The sequence below is a fragment of the Amycolatopsis australiensis genome, from assembly GCF_900119165.1.
GTDB classification, from domain to species: Bacteria; Actinomycetota; Actinomycetes; order Mycobacteriales; family Pseudonocardiaceae; genus Amycolatopsis; species Amycolatopsis australiensis.
On the sequence record NZ_FPJG01000006.1, the window covers coordinates 2588402 to 2610423 of the forward strand.

Here is a 22022-nt window from a genome sequence, read left to right on the forward strand (position 1 = left end):
CCAGCCGTGAGCGAGACCGAAACCGAAGCGCAGGAGAACCCGCACGCCAAGGTGGTGCTGGAGGCCGCCCGCGCGATGACGAAGGCTTCGCTGCTGATCACCCCGCCCGCGGTCGTCGTCTGCATCGCCCTCTTCAGTGTCCTTTTCGGCCTGCCCGGCTTCCTCGGCTCGCTCGTCGGCGGCGTGCTCGCCATGCTGGCGTCGCTGTCCACGCTCGGCCTGATGAAGTTCAGCGCGGGCCAGGACCCGATGTTCGTCATGGTGATCGCGCTCGGCGGGTACGTCGTGAAGGTCGTGCTGCTGTTCGGGGCGCTGACGCTGCTGAAGGGCGTCACCGCGCTGCACCCGCTGTCGCTCGGCATCACCATGATCGTGGCCATCCTGCTGGCCGCCGCGGCCGAATTCGCGGCCTTCCGCAAGACCAAGATCCCGACGATCATCCCGTCCTGACGCTGTCCGTTTTGCCGTGGACTTCCGTTACGGACGGTGAACCGGGCCGCGGCCGGCGGGGTGTGACCGGGAGCACAGGCGCGCGTTCCGGAAAACCGTCCCGGGCCTGCCGCCTGCGCCGTTGCCGAACCGGTCCCGGCCCGCTGCGGACCTGGGTCCCGGGACCACCCGGGACCTAAGTCCTGGGCTGATCGGTTGGTATGGAGTACGCCTGTACGGCACTGATTGACCTGCTGGTATGGTCCGCGTCAAGGGTGGCGGCCTCGGCCGCGCACTCCCTAAGACGAACCGCGATCAGCAGTGTGGCGACCGACTGGTTCCGCCTCTTCCGCCGCTGGTCCGAAGTAGACCGCAGGGCAGTGTTCACGCGAGAGAACCCCGTGTGCAGAACGTGAAGGCGTGTTCTGCGCACGGTGGGGTAGCCGCCTCCGGCGTCCCGATACGTATCGGGTACGTTAAGTCCAGATCGTGACGATTCCCCCGGCGGAGTGAACGCCGGCCGGGAGAACCGGAAGGAGCCCAGTGGGCGCGCTGGTATTGGCCGAGGGAGCGGTGTTTTCGCCGCCCGGCGCCGAAAGCTTCGAGTTGCCGCCGTTGTTCGGCGCGGTCACCAAGCCGATGCTGCTCGTCGTGCTCTCGGTGGTCATCATCGCGACGTACTTCCTGCTGGCGACCCGCAAGCTCAAGGTCGTGCCGAGCAAGGGGCAGTTCGTCGCGGAGTCGATCTACAACTTCAGCCGCAACAACATCGCGCGCGAGCAGATCGGCTCACACGACTTCAAGCGGTTCGTGCCGCTCATCTTCACGTTGTTCACCTTCATCCTGGTGAACAACCTCTACGGGATCATCCCCGTCCTGCAGTTCCCGACCATGGCGCGGTTCGGCTTCCCGATCGCGCTGTCGGTGCTCGTCGTCTACCCGGTGTACCACTACGTCGGGTTCAAGCGGCACGGTTTCGGCGGCTACTTCAAGAAGGAACTGGCCCCGCCGGGCGTCCCGGCCGCGGTGCTGCCGCTGTTCGCGCTGATCGAGTTCGCGGAGAAGTTCTTCCTCAACCCGCTCACGCTCGCCATCCGTGTTTTCGCCGCCATGTTCGCGGGTCACCTGATCCTGGCGGTGTTCACCCTCGGCGGCACCTTCCTGCTGACCGAGACGTCGAGCTGGGCGCTGAAGCCGGTTTCGCTGGTGGCCTGGATCGTGGCCATCGGCATGACGTTCCTCGAGGCCTTCATCCAGGTGCTGCAGGCCTACATCTTCGCCCTGCTGTCGGCCGGGTACATCGGCGCCGCGCTGGCGTCGGAGCACTGAGAACACAAGCCCCCGATCCACGCGAGCGCGTGGACCGAAGTGAAGGGAAACGCACGTGAGCAACATCGTTCTGGCCGAGGCCGCGACGCAGGCTGTCAACATCAACCCGGGTCTCGCCGCCATCGGCTACGGCCTGGGCGCGATCGGCCCCGGTATCGGTGTGGGTCTGATCTTCGCCGCCGTCATCAACGGCACCGCGCGTCAGCCGGAGGCGCAGGGCAAGCTGCAGGGCATCGGCTTCTCGACCTTCGTCCTGACCGAGGTGCTCGCCCTGATCGGCATCGTCATCTACTTCATCGCCTCCGCCGCCTGAGTCCTCGGCTCATCGCTTAAGGAGACGCCGTGCTGAACAGTGCCATGCTCCTCGCCGCAGAGGAAAAGGTGCACAACCCGATCATCCCCGACATCTCGGAGCTGATCCTCGGCATCGTCGCCTTCCTGATCCTGCTGTTCATCCTCAAGAAGTACGTCGTCCCTCGCTTCGAGGCCGCGTACGAAGAGCGTGCGCAGAAGATCGAGGGCGGCATCGAGAAGGCCGAGAAGGCCCAGGCCGAAGCCGAAGAGGCGCTGGCCAAGTACCGGGCCCAGCTGCAGGAGGCCCGCACCGAGGCCGCGAAGATCCGCGACGACGCCCGGCTCGAAGCCGAGCAGATCAAGGCGGAGCTGCGGGCCGAGGCCGAGGCCGAGTCGCAGCGGATCGTCGCGCAGGGCCAGGCCCAGCTGCAGGCCCAGAAGGCGCAGATCATCGCCGAGCTGCGGGCCGACATGGGCCGCAACGCGGTCGAGCTGGCCAGCCGGATCGTCGGCGAGTCGCTCGAGGACGAGGCGCGCCGCCGCGGCACCGTCGACCGGTTCCTGGCGGAGCTGGAGTCCGCCGGGGCCTCCAACGGAGCGGGGAAGTAACCAGAATGACGCTGCATGCTGCGAGCCGTGAAGCGCTCGGCCTCGCCGAGGAACGCCTCGGCGAGGTTCTGGCCGACGCGGGTGCCGACGCGGCCACGGTCGGCGACGAGCTGCTCTCGGTCGTCGACCTGCTGGACCGGGAAATCGGCCTGCGCCGGGCGGTGAGCGACGCCTCGACGACGTCGGAGGCGCGCACCGCGCTGGTGCGCCGGCTGTTCGACGGCAAGCTGTCCGAACCGGCCCTGAAGGTCCTCGACACCGTGGCGGGCAGCCGCTGGTCCAGTCCCCGTGAGCTGACCGACGGGCTCGAGTCGCTCGGCCGCTCGGCCCTGCTCACCGCGGCGGAGAAGACCGGGAACGTCGACACCGTCGAGTCCCAGCTCTTCCAGGTCGCGCGCGTCGTGGCCAACCACCCGGAGCTCGAGGCCGCGCTGTCGGACCTGACCGGGCCCGCCGACGCCAAGCGCACGCTGGTGCGCGGGCTGTTCGCCGACAAGGTGGACGTGGTCACCGAGACCCTCGTCGAGCAGGTCGTCCGCCGGGCCAAGGGCCGCGGCGTCGGCGTCGGGCTCGACAAGCTGGTCAAGCTGGCCGCGGAACGCCGTGAGCGCTCGGTCGCGTACGTGACCAGCGCGAACGCCCTGACCGACGAGCAGACCGCCCAGCTGGGCGCGAAGCTCAACGACCTCTACGGGCGGCCGATCGCGCTGCACGTCGAGGTCGACCCGCGGCTCGGCGGCGGGCTCGTCGTCCGCGTCGGCGACGAGGTCATCGACGGGAGCGCGGCGGGTCAGCTGGCGGCGCTGCGCAGGCGGCTGGCCCGGGCATAGCCCCAGGTCACACAAGACTTTGCATACTGGCAAGAACGAAGCGAGAGCGGGAAAGACATGGCCGAGCTGACGATCTCCTCGGATGAGATCCGTAGCGCGATCGAGAACTACGTCTCGAGTTACGCCCCGGACGTGAGCCGGGAAGAAGTTGGCGTCGTGATCGACGCGGGTGACGGCATCGCCCACGTCGAGGGCCTCCCCTCGGCCATGGCCAACGAGCTGCTCGAGTTCCCCGGCGGCGTCCTGGGCGTCGCCCTGAACCTGGACGCGCGGTCCATCGGTGCCGCGATCCTCGGTGACTTCGAGAGCATCGAAGAGGGCCAGCAGGTCAAGCGCACCGGCCAGGTCCTGTCGGTGCCGGTCGGCGACGGCTACCTCGGCCGTGTCGTCAACCCGCTGGGCCAGCCGATCGACGGCCTCGGCGACATCGAGACCACCACCCGCCGCGCCCTGGAGCTCAAGGCCGCCTCGGTGGTCGAGCGCCAGCCGGTGTCGGAGCCGCTGCAGACCGGCATCACCGCCATCGACGCGATGACCCCGATCGGCCGCGGCCAGCGCCAGCTGATCATCGGTGACCGCAAGACGGGCAAGACCGCCGTCGCCGTGGACACGATCATCAACCAGAAGGCCAACTGGGAGACCGGCGACCCGAAGAAGCAGGTCCGCTGCATCTACGTCGCGGTCGGCCAGAAGGGCTCCACGATCGCCTCGGTCAAGAAGTCCCTCGAGGACGCCGGCGCGCTGGAGTACACCACCATCGTCGCGGCCCCCGCGTCCGACTCGGCCGGCTTCAAGTGGATCGCGCCGTACACCGGCTCGGCCATCGGCCAGCACTGGATGTACGAGGGCAAGCACGTCCTCATCGTGTTCGACGACCTCACCAAGCAGGCCGACGCCTACCGCGCGATCTCGCTGCTGCTGCGCCGCCCGCCGGGCCGCGAGGCGTTCCCCGGCGACGTCTTCTACTTGCACTCCCGCCTGCTGGAGCGCTGCGCGAAGCTGTCGGACGAGCTGGGCGGCGGTTCGCTGACCGGCCTGCCGATCATCGAGACCAAGGCGAACGACGTGTCGGCCTACATCCCGACGAACGTCATCTCGATCACCGACGGTCAGTGCTTCTTCCAGTCCGACCTGTTCAACTCGGGCCAGCGCCCGGCCATCGACGTGGGTATCTCGGTCTCCCGCGTGGGTGGTGCCGCGCAGGTCAAGGCGATGAAGTCGGTCTCCGGTTCGCTCCGGATCGACCTGTCGCAGTACCGCGAGCTGGAGGCCTTCGCGGCTTTCGCCTCGGACCTCGACGACGCCTCGAAGGCGCAGCTCGAGCGTGGTGCCCGGCTGTACGAGGTGCTCAAGCAGCCGCAGTACTCGCCGATCCCGGTCGAGGAGCAGGTCGCCACGGTGTACCTGGGCACGAACGGCCACTACGACTCGGTCCCGGTCGAGGACGTGCGCCGCTTCAACCACGAGTTCATCGAGTCGGCCCGCCGCAAGCACGCCGACGTGCTGGGCGCGATCCGCGACACCGGCAAGTTCGAGGACGAGACGGCCGACCGGCTGGTCGCCGCGGTGAACGAGTTCAAGAAGGAGTTCACGACCTCCGAGGGCAAGCCGCTCGAGGAGAACGCGGACGCCATGGACGCCGACAAGGTCGGGCACGAGACCGTCAAGGTCAACAAGCCCGCGCCGAAGAAGTGAGCTGGTAGCTCATGGCCGCACAACTCCGGGAACTCCGGTCGCGCATCAAGGCGACCAAGTCGATCGGCAAGATCACCAAGGCGATGGAGCTCATCGCCACCGCGCGCATCACGAAGGCGCGGGCGCGGGTCGCCGCTTCCCGGCCGTACGCCGACGAGATCACCAAGGTGCTCTCGGCGCTGGCCGGCGCGGCCACCAACCTCGACCACCCGCTGCTGGTCGAGCGCCCGAACCCGAAGCGGGCCGCCGTCCTGGTCGTGACCAGTGACAAGGGCCAGTGCGGTGGCTACAACTCCAACGTGCTCCGCGCGACGGAAGAGCTGCTCACCCTGCTCCGCGAAGAGGGCAAGGAGCCGCAGGTCTACGTCACCGGGAACAAGGGGCTGAACTACTACCGGTTCCGCAACCGCCCGGTCGAGGACAGCTGGACGGGCTTCTCCGACCAGCCGGGCTACGCGAACGCGGCGGCGGCCGGGGAGGCCCTGGTCGAGTCGTTCATGCTCGGCGCGGACGACGCGCACGGCAACGGTGACGGCATCTCGGGTGTCGACGAGATCCACATCGTCTACACCGAGTTCGTCTCGATGCTGACGCAGCGGCCGACCGCCAAGCGCGTCGCGCCGCTCGAGGTCGAGTACGCGGACGGCGAAGAGGAGCCGAAGCCCTCCGGCGAGCTGCTCCCCAGCTACGAGTTCGAGCCGAGTGCCGACAAGCTGCTGGACTCGCTCCTGCCGAAGTACATCAACACGCGGATCTACGCCGCGCTGCTGGAGTCGGCGGCTTCGGAGCTGGCCGCCCGCCGGACGGCGATGAAGTCGGCGTCGGACAACGCGAACGAACTGGTGAACACGCTGACGCGGGAGGCGAACCAGGCCCGCCAGGCGCAGATCACCCAGGAGATCTCCGAAATCGTCGGTGGCGCGAACGCGCTCACCGCAGCAGGAAGTGATGACTGATGACCAGTACTGAAGCCCCGCGCGCCAAGGGGCGCATCGTCTCGGTGACCGGGCCGGTCGTCGACGTCGAGTTCCCGCGCGGTTCCGTTCCCGACCAGTTCAACGCGCTCAAGGTCGACATCGAGTTCGAGCAGCTGCGCAAGACGGTGACCCTCGAGGTCGCCAGCCACCTGGGTGACAACCTCGTCCGCACCATCTCCCTGCAGCCGCAGGACGGCCTGGTGCGCGGCGCCGAGGTCACCGACACCGGCGGCCCGATCACGGTCCCGGTCGGCGACAAGGTCAAGGGCCACGTCTACAACGCCCTCGGCGAGTGCCTCGACGAGCCCGGCTACGGCGAGGACCTCGAGCGCTGGGGCATCCACCGCAACCCGCCGCCCTTCGACCAGCTCGAGGGCAAGACGGAGATGCTGGAGACCGGCCTCAAGGTCGTCGACCTGCTGACCCCGTACGTCCAGGGTGGCAAGATCGGCCTGTTCGGCGGTGCCGGCGTCGGCAAGACGGTGCTCATCAAGGAGATGATCACCCGCGTCGCCCGGAACTTCGGTGGTACCTCGGTGTTCGCCGGCGTCGGCGAGCGCACCCGCGAGGGCAACGACCTGTTCCTGGAGATGTCCGAGGACGGCGTCATCAACGACACCGCCCTGGTCTTCGGCCAGATGGACGAGCCGCCGGGCACGCGCATGCGCGTCGCGCTGTCCGCGCTGACCATGGCGGAGTACTTCCGCGACGTCCAGAACCAGGACGTGCTGCTGTTCATCGACAACATCTTCCGGTTCACCCAGGCGGGTTCCGAGGTGTCGACCCTGCTGGGCCGCATGCCGTCGGCCGTGGGTTACCAGCCGACGCTGGCCGACGAGATGGGTCAGCTGCAGGAGCGGATCACCTCGACCCGGGGCCGGTCGATCACCTCGATGCAGGCGATCTACGTCCCCGCGGACGACTACACCGACCCGGCTCCGGCGACGACGTTCGCCCACCTGGACGCCACCACCGAGCTCTCCCGGTCGGTGTTCCAGAAGGGCATCTTCCCGGCGGTGGACCCGCTGGCGTCGACGTCGACGATCCTCGACCCGTCCATCGTCGGCGAGGACCACTACCGCGTCGCCTCCGAGGTCATCCGGATCCTGCAGAAGTACAAGGAGCTGCAGGACATCATCGCGATCCTCGGTATGGACGAGCTCTCGGAAGAGGACAAGCTGACCGTTCAGCGCGCGCGCCGCATCGAGCGGTTCCTGTCGCAGAACATGCTGGTCGCGGAGGCCTTCACCGGTCAGCCGGGCTCGACGGTGCCGCTGTCGGAGACGATCGAGTCGTTCGACCGCATCACCAAGGGTGACTTCGACCACTACCCGGAGCAGGCGTTCCTGGGCATCGGTGGCCTCGAGGACCTCGAGAAGAAGTACAAGGAAATCACCAAGAAGTGAGTTTCCGGGTGCGGCGGGGGCGGTGTCCTATGTGGACTCAGGCCCCCGCCGTTCGCCTATTCGAATCGAATCCGCCTCCGCGGGAAGAAGTACGTCGGCGGGGCTTGAGTCAGACCTATTACACTCGGGAGTAACACCCCGAGCTAAGGAGTGCTACGTGGCTGAGATGTCCGTGGAGCTGGTGGCCGTCGAGCGCCGTCTCTGGTCGGGTACCGCCACTTTCGTGGTGGCCCAGACCACCGAGGGTGAGATCGGCATCATGGCCGGCCACGAACCCGTGCTCGGGCAGCTCGTCGAGGGTGGCGTGGTCAAGGTGACGACCACCGACGGCGAGACGGTCTGCGCGGCCGTGCACGGGGGGTTCCTCTCCGTGACCGGCACGGGCGTCAGCATCCTCGCCGAGAGCGCCGAGCTGTCCGACGAGATCGACGTCGACGCGGCGAAGGCGGCACTGAGCGCCGACGACGAGACCGAGCGGACGAGGGCCTCGGCCCAGCTCCGCGCGGCAGGTCAGTCGGCCTGAGCGGGAGACGGGCAGGAGCCGGGCCGTGAAGATCACCGTGGTCGTCATCGGGCTCCTGGCCGTGCTCGCCGTGCTGGCGGCCTGGTACGGCCAGCGGTGGTTCCGCATGCGCCGCGGTGGTGGCGTGAGCGTCGCGCTGCGGTGGCGCCCGGACAACGCGCGCGCCGGCTGGCACCTGGGGCTCGGCCGCTACGAAGGCGACGAGTTCGTCTGGTACCGGGTGTGGAGCCTGCGGACCGGCCCGGACCGCGTCTTCCAGCGCGAAAGCATGCAGATCGCCGACCGGCGCGACCCCTCCGGCAGCGAGGCGTACGCGGTCCCCGAGGGGGCGACGGTGCTGCGCTGCGAGTCGGAGACCCAGGAGCCGATCGAGATCGCGATGGGGCCGGGCGCGCTCACCGGGTTCCTCTCCTGGCTGGAGTCCGCTCCGCCGGGGCGGCGCCTCCCGCGCGCGTCCTGACGCTGTCTCGAACCGAGACAGCCGGGAACCGTCCTCAGGGCCTACGGTGGAGGCCATGATCCTCATCGTGGTCAAGTTCCCGGTCAAGCCCGAGTACGCGGACTCCTGGCCGGACATCGTCGCGGACTTCACCCGCAACACGCGCGCAGAAGCGGGCAACAAGTTCTTCGAGTGGTCCCGCAGCCTCGAGGACGAGAACACATACGTGCTGGTGGAGGGCTTCGAAGGCCAGGACGCCGCCGTCGCGCACGTCAGCTCCGAGCACTTCAAGACGGCCGTCGCGACGCTGGGCGCCTACATCTCCGGCCACCCGCAGATCATCAACGTGCAGGACGCCTCGGACTGGGGCCCGATGGCCGAGATCGCGCCACACTAAACTCGCGGGGGTGACCCTCGTCGAGATCCCCGGCTCCAAGTCCGTCACCGCCCGTGGCCTGTTCCTCGCCGCGGCCGCGCACGGGACCACCACGCTCGGCCGTCCGCTGCACTCGGACGACACCGAGGGCTTCGCCGAGGGCCTGGTCAAGCTCGGGTACCGCGTCGACCGGCAGCCGGGCGCGTGGACGATCGAGGGCCGCCCGTCCGGGCCCGGCGTCGCCGAAGCGGACGTCTTCTGCCGCGACGGTGCCACGACGGCCCGGTTCCTGCCCGCGCTCGCCGCGGCCGGCACCGGGACGTTCCACTTCGACGCGTCCGAGCAGATGCGCCGCCGCCCGCTGGGGCCGCTGACCGACGCGCTGCGGGAACTGGGCGTCGACCTGACCTTCGAGGGCGAGCCGGGCCACCACCCGCTGACGGTCCGCGCGAACGGCATCAAGGGCGGGTCCCTCACCCTGGACGCGGGGCTGTCGTCGCAGTTCCTGACGGCGTTGCTGCTGGTCGCGCCGCTGACCGCGGAGGGCCTGCGGATCACGGTGACCGATCTCGTGTCGGTGCCGTACGTCGAGATCACCCTCGAGATGATGCGCCGCTTCGGCGTGGAGGTCCGCCGGGAGGGGAAGACGTTCGTGGTGCCGCCGCAGCCGTACCAGGCGTGCGAGTACCCGGTGGAGCCGGACGCGTCGACGGCGAGCTACTTCCTGGCCGCGGCGGCGGTCACGGGCCGGACGGTGACCATCCCCGGCCTCGGTTCGGACGCCCTGCAGGGCGACGTCCGGTTCGCCGACGTGCTGCGCGAGATGGGCGCGCACGTTGAGCTGGGCCCGGACTCGGTGACGGTGGCGGGCCCGTCCGGCGGCCTGCGCGGCATCACGGTCAACATGCGCGACATTTCGGACACGGTCCCGACCCTGGCGGCGATCGCGCCGTTCGCTTCGGGGCCGGTGCGCATCGAGGACGTGTACAACACGCGCATCAAGGAGTGCGACCGCCTGGACGCCTGCGAGGAGAACCTGCGCGCGCTCGGAGTGCCGGTGGAGACGGGCCGCGACTGGATCGAGATCCGGCCGGGAACGCCGACGGGCGCCCTGGTGAAGTGCCGCCGCGACCACCGGATCGCGATGGCGTTCAGCATCACGGGCTTGCGCACGCCGGGTATCACGCTGGACGATCCGGAGTGCGTGAAGAAGACGTTCCCCGGCTTCCACCAGGCGCTGGGGGTCCTGCGGCAGAGCTGGGGGATCTGATGGCCGAGGAGAACCGCTTCGCGAAGCTGCCGGAGCGCGTGAAGCCGGAGCAGATGGTCACGACCCAGCCCGTGGACCCGGCCTTCGACGGCACTCCGGAGGTCGACCTGGAACGCTACTGGGCGGCCCACGAGCAGGGTTAGGACTGCCCGCCCGGCTGCCAGAGCACGTCGCCGTCCGGGTTCGCCAGCCGGGCCAGGATGAACAGCAGGTCCGACAGGCGGTTCAGGTACTTCACCGCCACCGGGTTCGTCGTCTCCGGCTCCGCCTCGTGCAATGCCCACGCCGAGCGCTCCGCCCGGCGCGCCACCGTCCTCGCCTGGTGCAGGAACGCCGCTCCCGGGGTGCCACCCGGCAGGATGAACGACGTCAGCTTCGGCAGCCGCTCGTTGAACTCGTCGCACCAGCCCTCCAGCCGGGCGACGTAGTCCTCCGTGATCCGCAGCGGGGGGTACGGCGGGTCGTCCGAAACGGGCAGGCAGAGGTCCGCGCCGACGTCGAACAGGTCGTTCTGCACGCGGCGCAGCACGTTCGCGACTTCCGCCGGCAGCCCGCCGACCGCGATCGCCAGGCCCAGCACCGAATTCGTCTCGTCCGTGTCCGCGTACGCGCCCAGCCGCGGGGACGTCTTCGGCACGCGGGAACCGTCGCCGAGCGCGGTCGTGCCGTTGTCCCCGACCTTCGTGTAGACGCGGTTGATGCGAACGACCATGAACCCACCATAGCGGCCCCCGCCCGGGCCGAATCGGGGCGAGAGGGCATGATTGGCGGCCATGAGCGAGCACTTCGACGTGCATGGCGGAGCCCGGCTGGTCGGCGAGGTCGACGTGGTCGGCGCGAAGAACAGCGTGCTGAAGCTGATGGCCGCCGCCCTCCTCGCGGAGGGCACCACGACCATCACGAACTGCCCGCAGATCCTGGACGTCCCGCTGATGGCCGACGTGCTGCGCAGCGTCGGCTGCGAGGTCGTCATCGAGGGCGACACCGCCACCATCACGACGCCGGCCGAGCTGTCGCACCGCGCGGACTCGCCGGCGATGGGCAAGCTGCGCGCGTCCGTCTGCGTGCTGGGCCCGCTGGTCGGGCGGCTGAAGCAGGCCGTCGTGGCACTGCCCGGCGGCGACGCGATCGGGTCGCGGCCGCTGGACATGCACCAGAACGGCCTGCGCAAGCTGGGCGCGACGAGCACGATCGAGCACGGCTGCGTCGTCGCGAAGGCCGAGACGCTGGTCGGCGCCCAGATCTGGCTGGACTTCCCGAGCGTCGGCGCCACCGAGAACATCCTGATGGCGGCCGTGCTGGCCGAGGGCACCACGGTGATCGACAACGCCGCGCGCGAGCCGGAGATCGCCGACATCTGCACGATGCTCACCGAGATGGGCGCGAAGATCGAGGGCGCCGGGACGTCGACGCTGACCGTGCACGGCGTCGAGAAGCTGTACCCGACCGAGCACCGCGTGATCGGCGACCGGATCGTGGGCGCGACCTGGGCGTTCGCCGCCTCGATGACTCGCGGCGACATCACCGTCCGCGGCGTCAACCCGCACCACCTCGACCTGGTGCTGAACAAGCTGCAGCTGGCCGGCGCGGAGGTCGAGACGTTCGGTGACAAGGGCTTCCGCGTGGTCCAGGCGGACCGCCCGAAGGCGGTCGACTGGGTGACGCTGCCGTACCCCGGGTTCGCCACCGACCTGCAGCCGTTCGCGGTGGCGCTCTCGGCGGTGTCGGAGGGCACGTCGATGATCACGGAGAACGTCTACGAGGCGCGCTTCCGCTTCATCGAGGAGATGGTCCGGTTGTCGGGCGACGCCCGCACGGACGGCCACCACGCGGTGGTCCGCGGTGTCGAGAAGCTGTCGAGCGCGCCGGTCTGGGCGTCCGACATCCGCGCGGGCGCGGGGCTGGTGCTGGCGGGCCTGTGCGCGGACGGTGTCACCGAGGTCTGGGACGTCTTCCACATCGACCGCGGCTACCCGCACTTCGTGGAGAACCTCAACCGCCTCGGCGCCCGCATCGAGCGGGTCAGCGGCGAGCCGGACCGCAAGTGAGTCAGGCGTCCTGCGCGCCCAGCGCGCGCAGGGCGTAGGCCACCAGCCGGTCGACGTAGTCGGGGCCCGGTGGCGCCTGCCGGACCACCAGCCGCCAGTAGATCGGCGCGGCCAGCGCGTCCAGCGCCATCTCGAGGTCCAGGTCCCCGGGCAGCTCGCCGCGCGCGATCGCCCGGCGCAGCATCACCTCGCCGGCTTCCCGCCGGGTCGCGCCGATGTACTCGCGCGCGGTCCGGCTCCACTCGGGGTTCCGCGCCGACTCGGCGACCAGGTCCGGCAGGATGCGCGAGAACATCGGGTGGGTCAGCCAGCCGATCAGCGCGTGCATCGTTTCCCGCAGGTCGCCGCGCAATGAACCGGTGTCGGCTTCGGCCGCGCGGGACACGCTGAACTCCGTCACGACCGCGTCGACCATCTCCTGCTTCGAGCGCCACCGCCGGTAGAGCGCGCTCTTGCCGACGCCGGCGCGTTTCGCCACGGCCTCCATCGACAGCCGTCCGTAGCCCTGCTCGGCGAGCTCCTGCAGAACCGCGTCGGTGATCGCCTGCGTGACCTCGGGCTGGAGGACCGCCGCGCCGGTGGGGGTGCGTGCCATGGCCGCAGTCTAGCGGGTGGACGAGACGGTACCGTCCCGTCTAGTCTATCGTCGGGACGGTACCGTACCGTCCAATCGTCGAAGGAGCTGCCGATGCGACCACGCGACCTCGTCGAGCGCGGCCTGGCCCTGCTGCTGGAGCACGACATGGCCGGGTTCGCCGGGCTGTGGGCCGAGGACGGCGTCCTCGAGTTCCCCTTCGCCGGGCCCGGCTACCCGCCGCGCGTCGAAGGACGCGACGCGATCCGCGAGTACCTGCGGGACTACCCGAACGTGCTCGACGTCCGTGCGATCACCGCGAAGACCCTGCACGAGACCGCCGACCCGGCCGTGATCGTCGGGGAGTTCACCGTCGCCGGTGTCGTCGTGGCGACGCAGCAGCCGTACGAGCTGTCGTACGTCGCCGTGATCACCGTCGAGAACGGCGAAATCCGGCACTACCGCGATTACTGGAGCCCGCTCGCCGCCGCCGAGATCCTGGGCGGCGCCGATGAGCTGCTGGCGGCCTTCACCGGTGGCGACCGTGGCTGAAGTCCTGGTCATCGGCGGTACCGGCACGACCGGCGGCCGGGTCGTGGCGGGGCTGCGCGCGAACGGCGTCACCGCACGGGCCGCGACCCGCAAGCCGGGCGAGCCCGGTCAGGTCCGGTTCGACTGGACCGACCGGGCGACCCACGCCGACGCGGTGCGCGGCTGTTCCGCGGTGTACCTGCTGGCTCCCGTCGGGGAGGCCGATCCCGCGCGGCTGGTCGAGCCCTTCCTGCGGGACGCGCTGGCCGCGGGCGTGCGCCGGGTCGTCCTGCTCGGCTCGTCGGCCGTCACCGCCGAGACGCCCGGCCTGGGCGGGCTGTCGCGGCTGGTGCGCGCGGCGCCGGAGTGGGCGGTGCTGCGGCCGTCGTGGTTCATGCAGAACTTCACCGGTGCGCACCCGGTCGCCCAGGGGGTGCGGGACGGCGAGATCGTCACCGCGACCGGCGACGGCCGCGTCGCGTTCGTCGACGCCGGCGACATCGCGGCGGTCGCGGTCCGCGCGCTGACCGACCCCGAACCGCACAACACCGAACACGTCCTGACCGGTCCGTCGGCCTTGAGCTACGCCGAGGCCGCTTCGGTCGTTTCCGCGCGTCTCGGACGTCCGGTGCGCCACCGCGCGGTCAGCACCGCCGAGCTCACCGCGCGGCTGGCGGCCTCCGGGATGCCGGCGGACTTCGCCGCCGTCCTCGCCGCGCTCGACGAAGACATCCGCCGCGGTGCCGAAGACCGCGTCACCCCGGCCGTCGAGCAGGTCACCGGGCGGCCCGCCCGCGCGTTCGCGACTTTCGTGGAGGAAGAAATCCGATGAAGCAGCTCCTGTTCGAAGACGACCCCCAGTTCTGGTTCGAGACGCTGCGCCTGTTCGGCCAGGCGGCCTACGGCGGTGCCGACTTCGGCGAAGTGCTCGCCGCCGCGTCGACCGTGACGGCGGGCGACTACGACAGCTGGCACGACGCCTACCGCGGCCTGGCCGACCGGCTCTACGCCGAAGCGGCCGACGCGGGCCCGGTGACCGCGCGAGATCTGCTGCTGCGCGCGTCGACGTACTACTTCTCGGCGGGGTTCTTCCTCCACGGCGACCCGGCGGACCCGCGGATCGCGGCGGCCTACGACCGCAGTGTCGAGTGCTTCCGGCGCGCGGGTGTCGCGGAACCGGTCGAGATCCCTTACGAGGGCACGGTTTTGCGCGGCTACCTCTATCGCGCCTCGGGCGACGGGCCGAAGCCGGTGCTGATCATGCACAGCGGGTTCGACGGCAGTGCCGAGGAACTGCACTTCATGGGCGCGGCCGCGGGCGTCGAGCGCGGCTACCACGTCCTGACGTTCGACGGTCCCGGGCAGCCGGGCGCGATCCGGCACGAGAAGCTCGTGTTCCGCCCGGACTGGGAGCACGTCGTCACGCCGGTGGTGGACCACGTGCTGGGCCTCGACGGTGTCGACCCGGCCCGGATCGCGCTGCTGGGTGTCAGTCTCGGTGGCGTCCTGGCCCCGCGGGCGGCGGCGTTCGAGCGGCGGCTGGCGGCGGTCGTCGCGGTCGACGGCGTCTACGACGCGGGTGCCGCGGTGACCGGCCTGCTGCCTTGGGACCGCGCGGAGATCGTCCGCCGGGCCCGTGCCGAGCACGACGAGGAGTTCGACGCGCTGCTGCTCGCCGGACGCCAGGCCAGCTCCACGCTGCGGTGGGCGTGCGATCACGGCCGATACGCCATGGGCGCGGCGACCGACCGCGAGTTCGTCGCGAAGTACCTCGAGTACACGCTCGAAGACGGCGTCGCGGAGAAGATCACGTGCCCGACGCTGGTCTGCGAAGCGGCGGACGACCTGTTCTTCGGCGGTGCCGCGGAAACCGAGCCGCGCCGGTTGTACGCACACCTGAAGGCGCCCAAGACGTTGCTGACGTTCACCGCGGAGGAGGGCGCCGACGCCCACTGCCACGTCGGCGCCCTGCGGCTCGCGGCCGGCCGGATCTACGACTGGCTGGACCGCACGCTGTAGGCGTCGGCCGACGGCCGCGGATGCGGTGCACGCCCGCGACGATGCGCAGCAGCGACTCGGCGAGCGTCCACTCCGGGGTGAGGAATGGCGGCAGCATCGTCTTCGTCACCTTGAAGTGGGCTGGGGCCGCCCGCGCCAGGTGGCGATCAGCACGAGCACGACGAAAGCACGTGCGCGCCACAAGCTCCCCAGGTCTTGAATCCCGACTAGGACTCCAGGGCCAGTGCCGCGCCGAATCCCAGCAGCGCGGTGCCCGTCGCGCCGTCCAGCATCCGCCGGACCCGGCGGCGCTGCAGCCACGCGCGCACCCGGTGCACGAACAACAGCAGCAGCACCTGCCACACGACGCCGAGCGCCGCGACCGTGTACGCCAGCAGCAGCGACTCGGCCAACGTCGACGACGGCGTGAGGAACTGCGGCAGCACCGACAGGTACAGCACGATCACCTTCGGGTTGGTGATGTTGGACAGGAACCCTTCGCGGAACCGGCGTCCCCGCGCCGCGCGGGCGCGCCGGACGTCGTCCAGGGCCGCGTAGTCCCCGCGCCACGCGCCGCGCAGTGCCTGGATGCCCAGGAACACCAGGTACGCCGCGCCGAGCCACTTCACCGTCTCGAACAGCGGCTGGTACCGGGTGATCACCGCGCCCAGGCCGAGTGCCGCGGCCGTGCCCTGCAGGAAGTTGGCGACGGTGATGCCCGCGCACGCCCAGCCGCCACCGCGCGGGCCGCCGGTCAGGGCGTTCTTCAGCACCACCATCGTGTCCGGGCCGGGCATCATCGCCAGGAACGCCATCATCCCGGCGAACCCCAGGTACGTGCTCCAGGTCATCAGGACTCCAGTGCGAGCGCGGCGCCGAAGCCGACCAGCGCGGTGCCGGTGACGCCGTCGAGCGTCCGGCGCACCCGGCGGCGGCCCAGCCAGGCGCGGACGCGGTGCACGAACAGCAGCAGCGCCAGCAGCCACAGCCCGCCGAGCACGGCGACCGTGTAGGCCAGCACCAGGGAGTCCGCGACGCTCGACTTGGCCGTCAGGAACTGCGGCAGCACGGAAAGGTAGAGCACCAGCACCTTCGGGTTGGTGACGTTGGAGAGGAAGCCCTCGCGGAACCGCCGGAAACCCCCGCCGCGCCGGCGCTGGACCTGCTCGACGACGTCGTACTTGCCGCGGAACGCGCCGCGCAGCGCCTGGACACCGAGGAAGACGAGGTAGGCCGCGCCGACCCACTTGAGCGCGAGGAACACCGGCTGCGACCGCGCGATCAAGACGCCGAGGCCGAGCGCCGCGGCGGTGCCCTGCAGGGCGTTGCCGGTGAAGATGCCGAGCGAGGCGAGCAGCCCGCCGCGGAACCCGCCGGAGAGCGCGTTCTTCAGCATCACCATCGTGTCCGGGCCCGGCGCGAGCACGATCAGGACCACGATGACCAGGTAACTCCCGTACACACTCCACGTCACGGTTACCCAAGCTAACCGACGCGGGCGGGTCGGGTCTCGCGGTTTTCCGTCACAGCGCTGCGCGCTCGGGGCTCGGCGCGGACCGGCCCGGCGGAGTAGTGTTCGGCCATGTCAGCAGGCGAAATCGATCTTCTCCCCGGCGAGCGCGTGCTCTGGGCGGGGGAGCCGGTCCAGCGCCCGCTCTACGTAGCCGCGGACGGCGTCGTCGCCCCGGCGGGACTCGTCCTCGCCGTCGCCGCGTCGTGGTTCCTCTTCGCGAAGCAGCCGGCCGGTGCGGCCATGGCCGGAACGGTCGTGGTCCTGGTGATCGGGCTCTACGGCGCGGCCGGCCGCTCGGCCGTCCGGTACCTGGCGCTCGGGCGTACGACGTACGCCGTGACGGACAGCCGGATCATCGCGCGCTCGGGCCTGTTCCGGCTGAAGGAACGCTCCACCGAGCTGGCCGGCCTGCCGGCGCCGGTCCTGAAGCCGGGGCCTTCGCGCACCGGGACGATCGCGTTCGGCCCGGGCTCGGTGACGCTGATCGGCGTCGGGGAGCCCAAGCGCGTCCGCGACCTGCTCGTCAAGGCGATCGAGGAGGCCAGGGCCCGGCAGGCCCCGCCGGCGGTCGCCTGAACCACCCGGACGTGTCGGATTCCACTGCCACCGTAAGTTACCGGTCGGTACACTCGACGAAACGTCCACCGCCGGAGGTGCCCAGTGCCGTACCCAACGGACCGCGAGCGAGACCGACCGTGGGTGATGCGGACCTACGCGGGGCACTCCTCCGCGGCCGCGTCGAACGAGCTCTACCGGCGCAACCTCGCGAAGGGCCAGACCGGGCTTTCGGTCGCCTTCGACCTGCCCACCCAGACCGGCTACGACCCCGACCACCCGCTCTCCCGCGGTGAGGTCGGCAAGGTCGGCGTGCCCGTGTCGCACATCGGCGACATGCGCCGGCTCTTCGACGGCATCCCGCTCGCCGAAGCCAATACGTCGATGACGATCAACGCGCCGGCCATGTGGCTGCTCGCGCTGTACGTCTCCGTGGCGCGTGAGCAAGCCGAAGCCGAGGGCCGGGACGTCGACGAAGTCCTCGCCAAGCTCACCGGCACCACGCAGAACGACATCATCAAGGAGTACCTGTCCCGCGGGACCTACATCTTCCCGCCCGGGCCGAGCCTGCGGCTGATCACCGACGTGATCGCGTGGACCGTGCACCACGTGCCGAAGTGGAACCCGATCAACATCTGCAGCTACCACCTGCAGGAAGCGGGCGCGACACCGACGCAGGAAGTCGCGTACGCGCTGTGCACCGCGATCGCCGTGCTCGACGCCGTCCGCGACTCCGGGCAGGTCGGCGAGGCCGACATGGCCAAGGTCGTCGCGCGGATCTCGTTCTTCGTCAACGCCGGCGTCCGGTTCGTCGAAGAGATGTCGAAGATGCGCGCGTTCACCGCGCTCTGGGACGAGCTGACGCGGGACCGCTACGGCGTCACGGATCCGAAGGCACGGCGGCTGCGCTACGGCGTCCAGGTCAACTCGCTCGGCCTCACCGAAGCTCAGCCGGAGAACAACGTCCAGCGGATCGTGCTCGAGATGCTGGCCGTGTCGCTCTCGCGCGGCGCGCGCGCCCGCGCGATCCAGCTGCCCGCGTGGAACGAAGCCCTCGGGCTGCCCCGGCCGTGGGACCAGCAGTGGGCGCTGCGGATGCAGCAGGTGCTCGCGTTCGAGACGGACCTGCTGGAGTACGAGGACATCTTCGACGGCTCGCACGTCATCCAGGCCAAGGTCGACGAGATCATGACCGGCGCGCGCGAGGAGATCGCCCGCGTGCAGGACCTCGGCGGCGCGGTCGCCGCGGTCGAGAGCGGCTACATGAAGTCGCAGCTGGTCACCTCGCTGGCCGAGTACCGCCGCGGCGTCGAGAACGGCGAGCGGATCCTCGTCGGGGTCAACAAGTTCGAGACGACCGAGCCGTCGCCGCTGCAGGCCGAGGGCGCGAAGGCGATCGAGACGATCGACCCCGCCGTCGAGAAGGCTGCCGTCACCGCGATCGAGGAGTGGCGCGCGCGGCGCGACAACGACGCCGTCGAGCGGTCGCTGGCCGCACTGAAGGAACGCGCGCGGACGACGGAAAACCTCTTCGAGGCCACTGTGGACTGTGCGCGGGCCGGGGTGACCACCGGCGAGTGGGCCGGCGCGCTGCGCGAGGTGTTCGGCGAATACCGGGCGCCCACCGGGGTTTCCGCGGCCGCCGCGGGCGGTGGTGATCCGGAGCTGGAGCGCGTCCGCTCGCGGGTCCGGGAGACCGAAGCCGAGCTGGGCGAGCGGCTGCGGATCCTGGTCGGCAAGCCGGGGCTCGACGGGCACTCCAACGGCGCCGAGCAGGTCGCCGTCCGGGCGCGCGACGTCGGCTTCGAGGTCGTCTACCAGGGCATCCGGCTCACGCCCGAACAGATCGTCGCCGCCGCGGTGCAGGAAGGCGTGCACGTCGTGGGGCTCTCGGTGCTCTCCGGCTCGCACCTGGAAGTCGTCCCGCACGTCGTCGACGGCCTGCGCGCGGCGGGCGCGGGCGACGTGCCGGTGATCGTCGGCGGGATCATCCCGCCGGACGACGCCGCGCTGCTCACCGAACGCGGCATCGCCCGGGTGTTCACGCCCAAGGACTACGAGCTGACGGAGATCATGGACGGCATCGTCTCGCTGGTCCGGGAGCGCCACGGCCTCAGCTGAGGCCGGCCAGGATGTCCTTCGTGGACTTCACGGTGGCGAACTGGTTCGCCAGGTTCGCCGCCGTGACGCGGTACAGCTCGTCCGCGCTCGCCTCCGGCAGGTCGAACGTGAACGTGGCGTCGAGCGCGAAAGTCACGTCGTAGCCGAGGTTCCCGCCCATCCGCGCGGTGGTCTCGCAGCAGAAGTTCGTCTGGATTCCCGCGAGGACGAAGCTGGCGATCCCGCGCTTGCGCAGCCACGCGTCGAGGTCGACGTCGCCGAGGAACGCCGAGTTGACCTGCTTGCCGAACACGAGGTCCGGCCGGGCGCCGTCGAGTTCGGGCTTGAAGTCGTTGCCGGGCTGCCCGGGCCGCAGCGGCGAGTCCGGCTTGGGGGAGTCGTGGTGCACGAGCACCACCGGCAGCCGCCGCTCCTGCCAGGCGTCGAGCAACGCCTTGATGTTCGCTTCGGCGCCCGGGTTGTTGCGCGGGCCCCAGAACCCAGGGTCGTCGAACCCGCGCTGGACGTCGATGAGGATGAGTGCCGTTTCGGTCATGGCGTCGAGTTTCGCGGCCTTTCCCCGCGCCGGGGAGTGGCAGAAGACGCGCGATGCGGTACTTTCCTGCCATGCGCACCATCGGCGTCCTGCTGCTGCCGGGCACCCGGATGTTCGACCTCGCGGTGCTCGGCGAGGTCTGGGGCCAGGACCGCACCGACAGCGGGATCGGCCCGTTCACCGTGCGGCTGTGCAGCCCGGGCCGGGTGCGCACGGCCGTGTCGCCGTTCGGGGAGGTCGCGGCGACGCACGGGCTCGCCGGGCTCGACGGCTGCGACCTCGTGCTGGCGCCGGGCCGTGACGACCCGCCGGCCCCGGTCCCGGCCGCCGCCGTCGCCGCGCTGCGCCGGGCCCACCGGGAGGGACGGACGGTCGCCGGGCTGTGCTCGGGCGCGTTCACCCTGGCCGCCGCCGGCCTGCTCGACGGCCGTCCGGCGACCACGCACTGGCGTGACCTCGACGACCTGGCCCGCGTCGCGCCGCGGGCGATGTTGCGGCGTGACGTGCTCTACACCGACGACGGCGGCGTCCTGACGTCCGCGGGCGTCGTCGGCGGCCTCGATCTCTGCCTGTACCTGGTCCGCCGCGACCACGGCGCGGACGTCGCCGCCGCCCTCGCGCGCCGGCTCGTGATGCCGCCGGCGCGGGAAGGCGGGCAGCGGCAGTACGTCGACACGCCGCTGCCGCCGGTCGCCGCCCAGCCGGGCGTGGCGTCCACAATGGACTGGGCGCTGGCCCGGCTCGGCTCCGGGATCGGCGTCGAGGACCTGGCCGGGCACGCCCGGATGAGCGAGCGGACGTTCCACCGCGAGTTCGCCGCGGCGACCGGCGTGACCCCGGGCCGCTGGCTGCGCGTGCAGCGCGTCCGGTACGCGCAGCGGCTGCTGGAGACGACGTCACTGCCGGTCGAGCGCGTGGCGGAGCGGTCAGGGCTGGGCACAGCGGCCAACCTGCGGCGGCGGATGCGCGCCGAAGTCGGCGTCGGCCCGGACAGCTATCGGCGCACCTTTCGAAGTACTACCTCCACCTTCCTCCCCACCGCCGCCCTCAACTGAGGCGCTTCGCGCCGCTGGACCTCCATTGTCCTCCCCACCGCCGCCCTCAACTGAGGCGCTTCGCGCCGCTGTACCTTCAGAGCATGACCGAGTACGAACACATCCTGGTCAAGCGCGACGGCGACACCGTCACGATCACGATGAACCGCGCGGCGCGGCGCAACTCGCTGTCCGCGGACCACCTGGCCGAGCTGCTGGCCGCGTTCCGCGAGGCGGGGACGTCCGACGCGACCGGCATCGTGCTGGCCGGCGCCGGCCCGGTGTTCTCCGCCGGGCACGACTTCGGCGACGTCGCCGCGCGCGGCCTCATGGGCGTGCGCGAGCTGCTGACGCTGTGCACGGACCTGATGAAGACGATGCAGTCGGTGCCCCAGGTCGTCATCGCGCGGGTGCACGGCCTGGCGACGGCGGCGGGCTGCCAGCTGGTGGCGTCGTGCGACCTGGCCGTCGCGGCCGAGTCGGCGGGCTTCGCGCTGCCCGGCGGCAAGGGCGGCTGGTTCTGCCACACCCCCGCGGTCCCGGTGGCGCGCTCGATCGGCCGCAAGCGGCTGATGGAGCTGGCGCTGACCGGCGACGTCGTCGACGCGGCCACGGCCCTCGACTGGGGCCTGGTCAACCGCGTGGTGCCGGACGACCAGCTCGACGACGCCGTCGCGGAGCTGCTCGCGCGGGCGACGCGGGGCAGCCGCGCGAGCAAGGCGATGGGCAAGGTGACGCTGTACGCCCAGCTCGACCGGCCGGAGGCCGATGCGTACGCGATCGCGCTCGAGGTGATGGCCGCGGCGTCCCAGCTGCCCGGCGCCCGCGAAGGCATGGCGGCGTTCCTGGAGAAGCGCAAGCCCTCCTGGCCCGACTGAACCAGGCCCCGTGTCGCAGCGGGTTTTCCTCGTGGCCGCCGGCCATACCATACGGTAC

At 70.7% G+C, this 22022-nt stretch carries 26 protein-coding genes; 21 read left to right on the top strand and 5 right to left on the bottom strand.

The features are described 5' to 3' along the window. Positions 1–6: 6 nt before the first annotated feature. The 13 genes from BT341_RS13745 (at position 7) to BT341_RS45275 (ending at position 10320) form a co-directional block, all read left to right on the top strand. Positions 7–450 carry a Cg1360 family ATP-synthase-associated protein gene (locus BT341_RS13745; protein ID WP_072476671.1) on the top strand — a complete coding sequence of 148 codons (444 nt, stop codon included), beginning with the start codon at positions 7–9 and terminating at the stop codon, positions 448–450. Between the two features lie 522 nt (positions 451–972). Then, the gene (atpB, locus tag BT341_RS13750) at positions 973–1758 is read left to right on the top strand and encodes a F0F1 ATP synthase subunit A (RefSeq protein WP_072476672.1); all 786 of its coding nucleotides are present in this window, start codon (positions 973–975) and stop codon (positions 1756–1758) included. A 55-nt stretch (positions 1759–1813) separates the two neighbouring features. After that, on the top strand, positions 1814–2071 hold the full coding sequence (locus BT341_RS13755; RefSeq protein WP_072476673.1) for an ATP synthase subunit c family protein: 258 nt from the start codon (positions 1814–1816) through the stop codon (positions 2069–2071). Positions 2072–2115: 44 nt separating this feature from the next. Continuing rightward, the gene (locus BT341_RS13760; RefSeq protein WP_072481936.1) at positions 2116–2661 is read left to right on the top strand and encodes a F0F1 ATP synthase subunit B; all 546 of its coding nucleotides are present in this window, start codon (positions 2116–2118) and stop codon (positions 2659–2661) included. A 5-nt stretch (positions 2662–2666) separates the two neighbouring features. Continuing rightward, the gene (locus BT341_RS13765; RefSeq protein WP_072476674.1) at positions 2667–3491 is read left to right on the top strand and encodes a F0F1 ATP synthase subunit delta; all 825 of its coding nucleotides are present in this window, start codon (positions 2667–2669) and stop codon (positions 3489–3491) included. 57 nt (positions 3492–3548) lie between these two features. Beyond that, entirely contained in the window at positions 3549–5186 is a 1638-nt protein-coding gene (gene atpA, locus BT341_RS13770; RefSeq protein ID WP_072476675.1) for a F0F1 ATP synthase subunit alpha, read from the top strand. Between the two features lie 11 nt (positions 5187–5197). Further along, positions 5198–6142, top strand: a complete 945-nt coding sequence (locus BT341_RS13775; protein WP_072476676.1) for a F0F1 ATP synthase subunit gamma — start codon at positions 5198–5200, stop codon at positions 6140–6142. Further along, on the top strand, positions 6142–7569 hold the full coding sequence (gene atpD, locus BT341_RS13780; protein WP_072476677.1) for a F0F1 ATP synthase subunit beta: 1428 nt from the start codon (positions 6142–6144) through the stop codon (positions 7567–7569). The genes BT341_RS13775 and atpD overlap by 1 nt, the downstream gene beginning before the upstream one ends. 157 nt (positions 7570–7726) lie before the next feature. Then, entirely contained in the window at positions 7727–8092 is a 366-nt protein-coding gene (locus tag BT341_RS13785) for a F0F1 ATP synthase subunit epsilon (RefSeq protein WP_072476678.1), read from the top strand. Between the two features lie 25 nt (positions 8093–8117). Continuing rightward, on the top strand, positions 8118–8552 hold the full coding sequence (locus tag BT341_RS13790; protein WP_072476679.1) for a DUF2550 domain-containing protein: 435 nt from the start codon (positions 8118–8120) through the stop codon (positions 8550–8552). Positions 8553–8607: 55 nt separating this feature from the next. Continuing rightward, the gene (locus BT341_RS13795) at positions 8608–8928 is read left to right on the top strand and encodes a putative quinol monooxygenase (protein WP_072476680.1); all 321 of its coding nucleotides are present in this window, start codon (positions 8608–8610) and stop codon (positions 8926–8928) included. Positions 8929–8938: 10 nt separating this feature from the next. Further along, positions 8939–10177, top strand: coding sequence for a 3-phosphoshikimate 1-carboxyvinyltransferase (gene aroA / locus BT341_RS13800; RefSeq protein WP_072476681.1), 1239 nt, complete (start codon positions 8939–8941; stop codon positions 10175–10177). After that, positions 10177–10320, top strand: coding sequence for a hypothetical protein (locus BT341_RS45275; protein ID WP_177328799.1), 144 nt, complete (start codon positions 10177–10179; stop codon positions 10318–10320). The genes aroA and BT341_RS45275 overlap by 1 nt, the downstream gene beginning before the upstream one ends. Here the strand turns inward: BT341_RS45275 and BT341_RS13805 are convergent. Then, positions 10317–10889, bottom strand: coding sequence for a cob(I)yrinic acid a,c-diamide adenosyltransferase (locus BT341_RS13805; protein WP_072476682.1), 573 nt, complete (start codon positions 10887–10889; stop codon positions 10317–10319). The genes BT341_RS45275 and BT341_RS13805 overlap by 4 nt on opposite strands. Before the next feature lie 61 nt (positions 10890–10950). On the opposite strand from BT341_RS13805, the gene murA reads away from it, so the two are divergent. Then, positions 10951–12225, top strand: coding sequence for a UDP-N-acetylglucosamine 1-carboxyvinyltransferase (gene murA / locus BT341_RS13810; protein WP_072476683.1), 1275 nt, complete (start codon positions 10951–10953; stop codon positions 12223–12225). A 1-nt stretch (position 12226) separates the two neighbouring features. Here the strand turns inward: murA and BT341_RS13815 are convergent, their stop codons facing one another. Then, positions 12227–12820, bottom strand: coding sequence for a TetR/AcrR family transcriptional regulator (locus BT341_RS13815; protein WP_072476684.1), 594 nt, complete (start codon positions 12818–12820; stop codon positions 12227–12229). A gap of 93 nt (positions 12821–12913) precedes the next feature. On the opposite strand from BT341_RS13815, the gene BT341_RS13820 reads away from it, so the two are divergent. Genes BT341_RS13820 through BT341_RS13830 form a run of 3 tightly spaced genes read left to right on the top strand, consistent with a single transcriptional unit; the run spans position 12914 to position 15349 of the window. After that, entirely contained in the window at positions 12914–13351 is a 438-nt protein-coding gene (locus tag BT341_RS13820) for a nuclear transport factor 2 family protein (protein WP_072476685.1), read from the top strand. Continuing rightward, positions 13344–14162, top strand: a complete 819-nt coding sequence (locus BT341_RS13825; protein ID WP_072481937.1) for an NmrA family NAD(P)-binding protein — start codon at positions 13344–13346, stop codon at positions 14160–14162. The genes BT341_RS13820 and BT341_RS13825 overlap by 8 nt, the downstream gene beginning before the upstream one ends. Further along, positions 14159–15349: an alpha/beta hydrolase family protein gene (locus BT341_RS13830; protein WP_072476686.1), complete on the top strand. Its 1191-nt coding sequence runs from the start codon at positions 14159–14161 to the stop codon at positions 15347–15349. The genes BT341_RS13825 and BT341_RS13830 overlap by 4 nt, the downstream gene beginning before the upstream one ends. A 206-nt stretch (positions 15350–15555) precedes the next feature. Here BT341_RS13830 and BT341_RS13835 read toward each other — a convergent pair whose 3' ends face one another. Together BT341_RS13835 and BT341_RS13840 are read right to left on the bottom strand one after the other, a co-directional pair. Then, entirely contained in the window at positions 15556–16179 is a 624-nt protein-coding gene (locus BT341_RS13835; protein ID WP_072476687.1) for a LysE family translocator, read from the bottom strand. Continuing rightward, entirely contained in the window at positions 16179–16802 is a 624-nt protein-coding gene (locus tag BT341_RS13840; protein ID WP_072476688.1) for a LysE family translocator, read from the bottom strand. Before BT341_RS13840 ends, BT341_RS13835 begins: the two co-directional genes overlap by 1 nt. Before the next feature lie 108 nt (positions 16803–16910). On the opposite strand from BT341_RS13840, the gene BT341_RS13845 reads away from it, so the two are divergent. Together BT341_RS13845 and BT341_RS13850 are read left to right on the top strand one after the other, a co-directional pair. After that, positions 16911–17417: a YdbT family protein gene (locus tag BT341_RS13845; protein WP_143168547.1), complete on the top strand. Its 507-nt coding sequence runs from the start codon at positions 16911–16913 to the stop codon at positions 17415–17417. 84 nt (positions 17418–17501) lie between these two features. Beyond that, positions 17502–19517, top strand: a complete 2016-nt coding sequence (locus tag BT341_RS13850) for a protein meaA (RefSeq protein ID WP_072476690.1) — start codon at positions 17502–17504, stop codon at positions 19515–19517. Here the strand turns inward: BT341_RS13850 and BT341_RS13855 are convergent. Then, positions 19510–20052, bottom strand: coding sequence for a cysteine hydrolase family protein (locus BT341_RS13855; RefSeq protein WP_072476691.1), 543 nt, complete (start codon positions 20050–20052; stop codon positions 19510–19512). The two genes, BT341_RS13850 and BT341_RS13855, sit on opposite strands and share 8 nt — an antisense overlap. Positions 20053–20123: 71 nt before the next feature. Here BT341_RS13855 and BT341_RS13860 point away from each other — a divergent pair, with 71 nt between their 5' ends. Next, positions 20124–21107 (top strand): GlxA family transcriptional regulator, encoded by a 984-nt coding sequence (locus tag BT341_RS13860; RefSeq protein WP_072476692.1) that lies wholly within the window; start codon positions 20124–20126, stop codon positions 21105–21107. Between the two features lie 83 nt (positions 21108–21190). Continuing rightward, positions 21191–21964, top strand: a complete 774-nt coding sequence (locus BT341_RS13865; protein ID WP_072476693.1) for an enoyl-CoA hydratase-related protein — start codon at positions 21191–21193, stop codon at positions 21962–21964. Positions 21965–22022 lie beyond the last annotated feature (58 nt).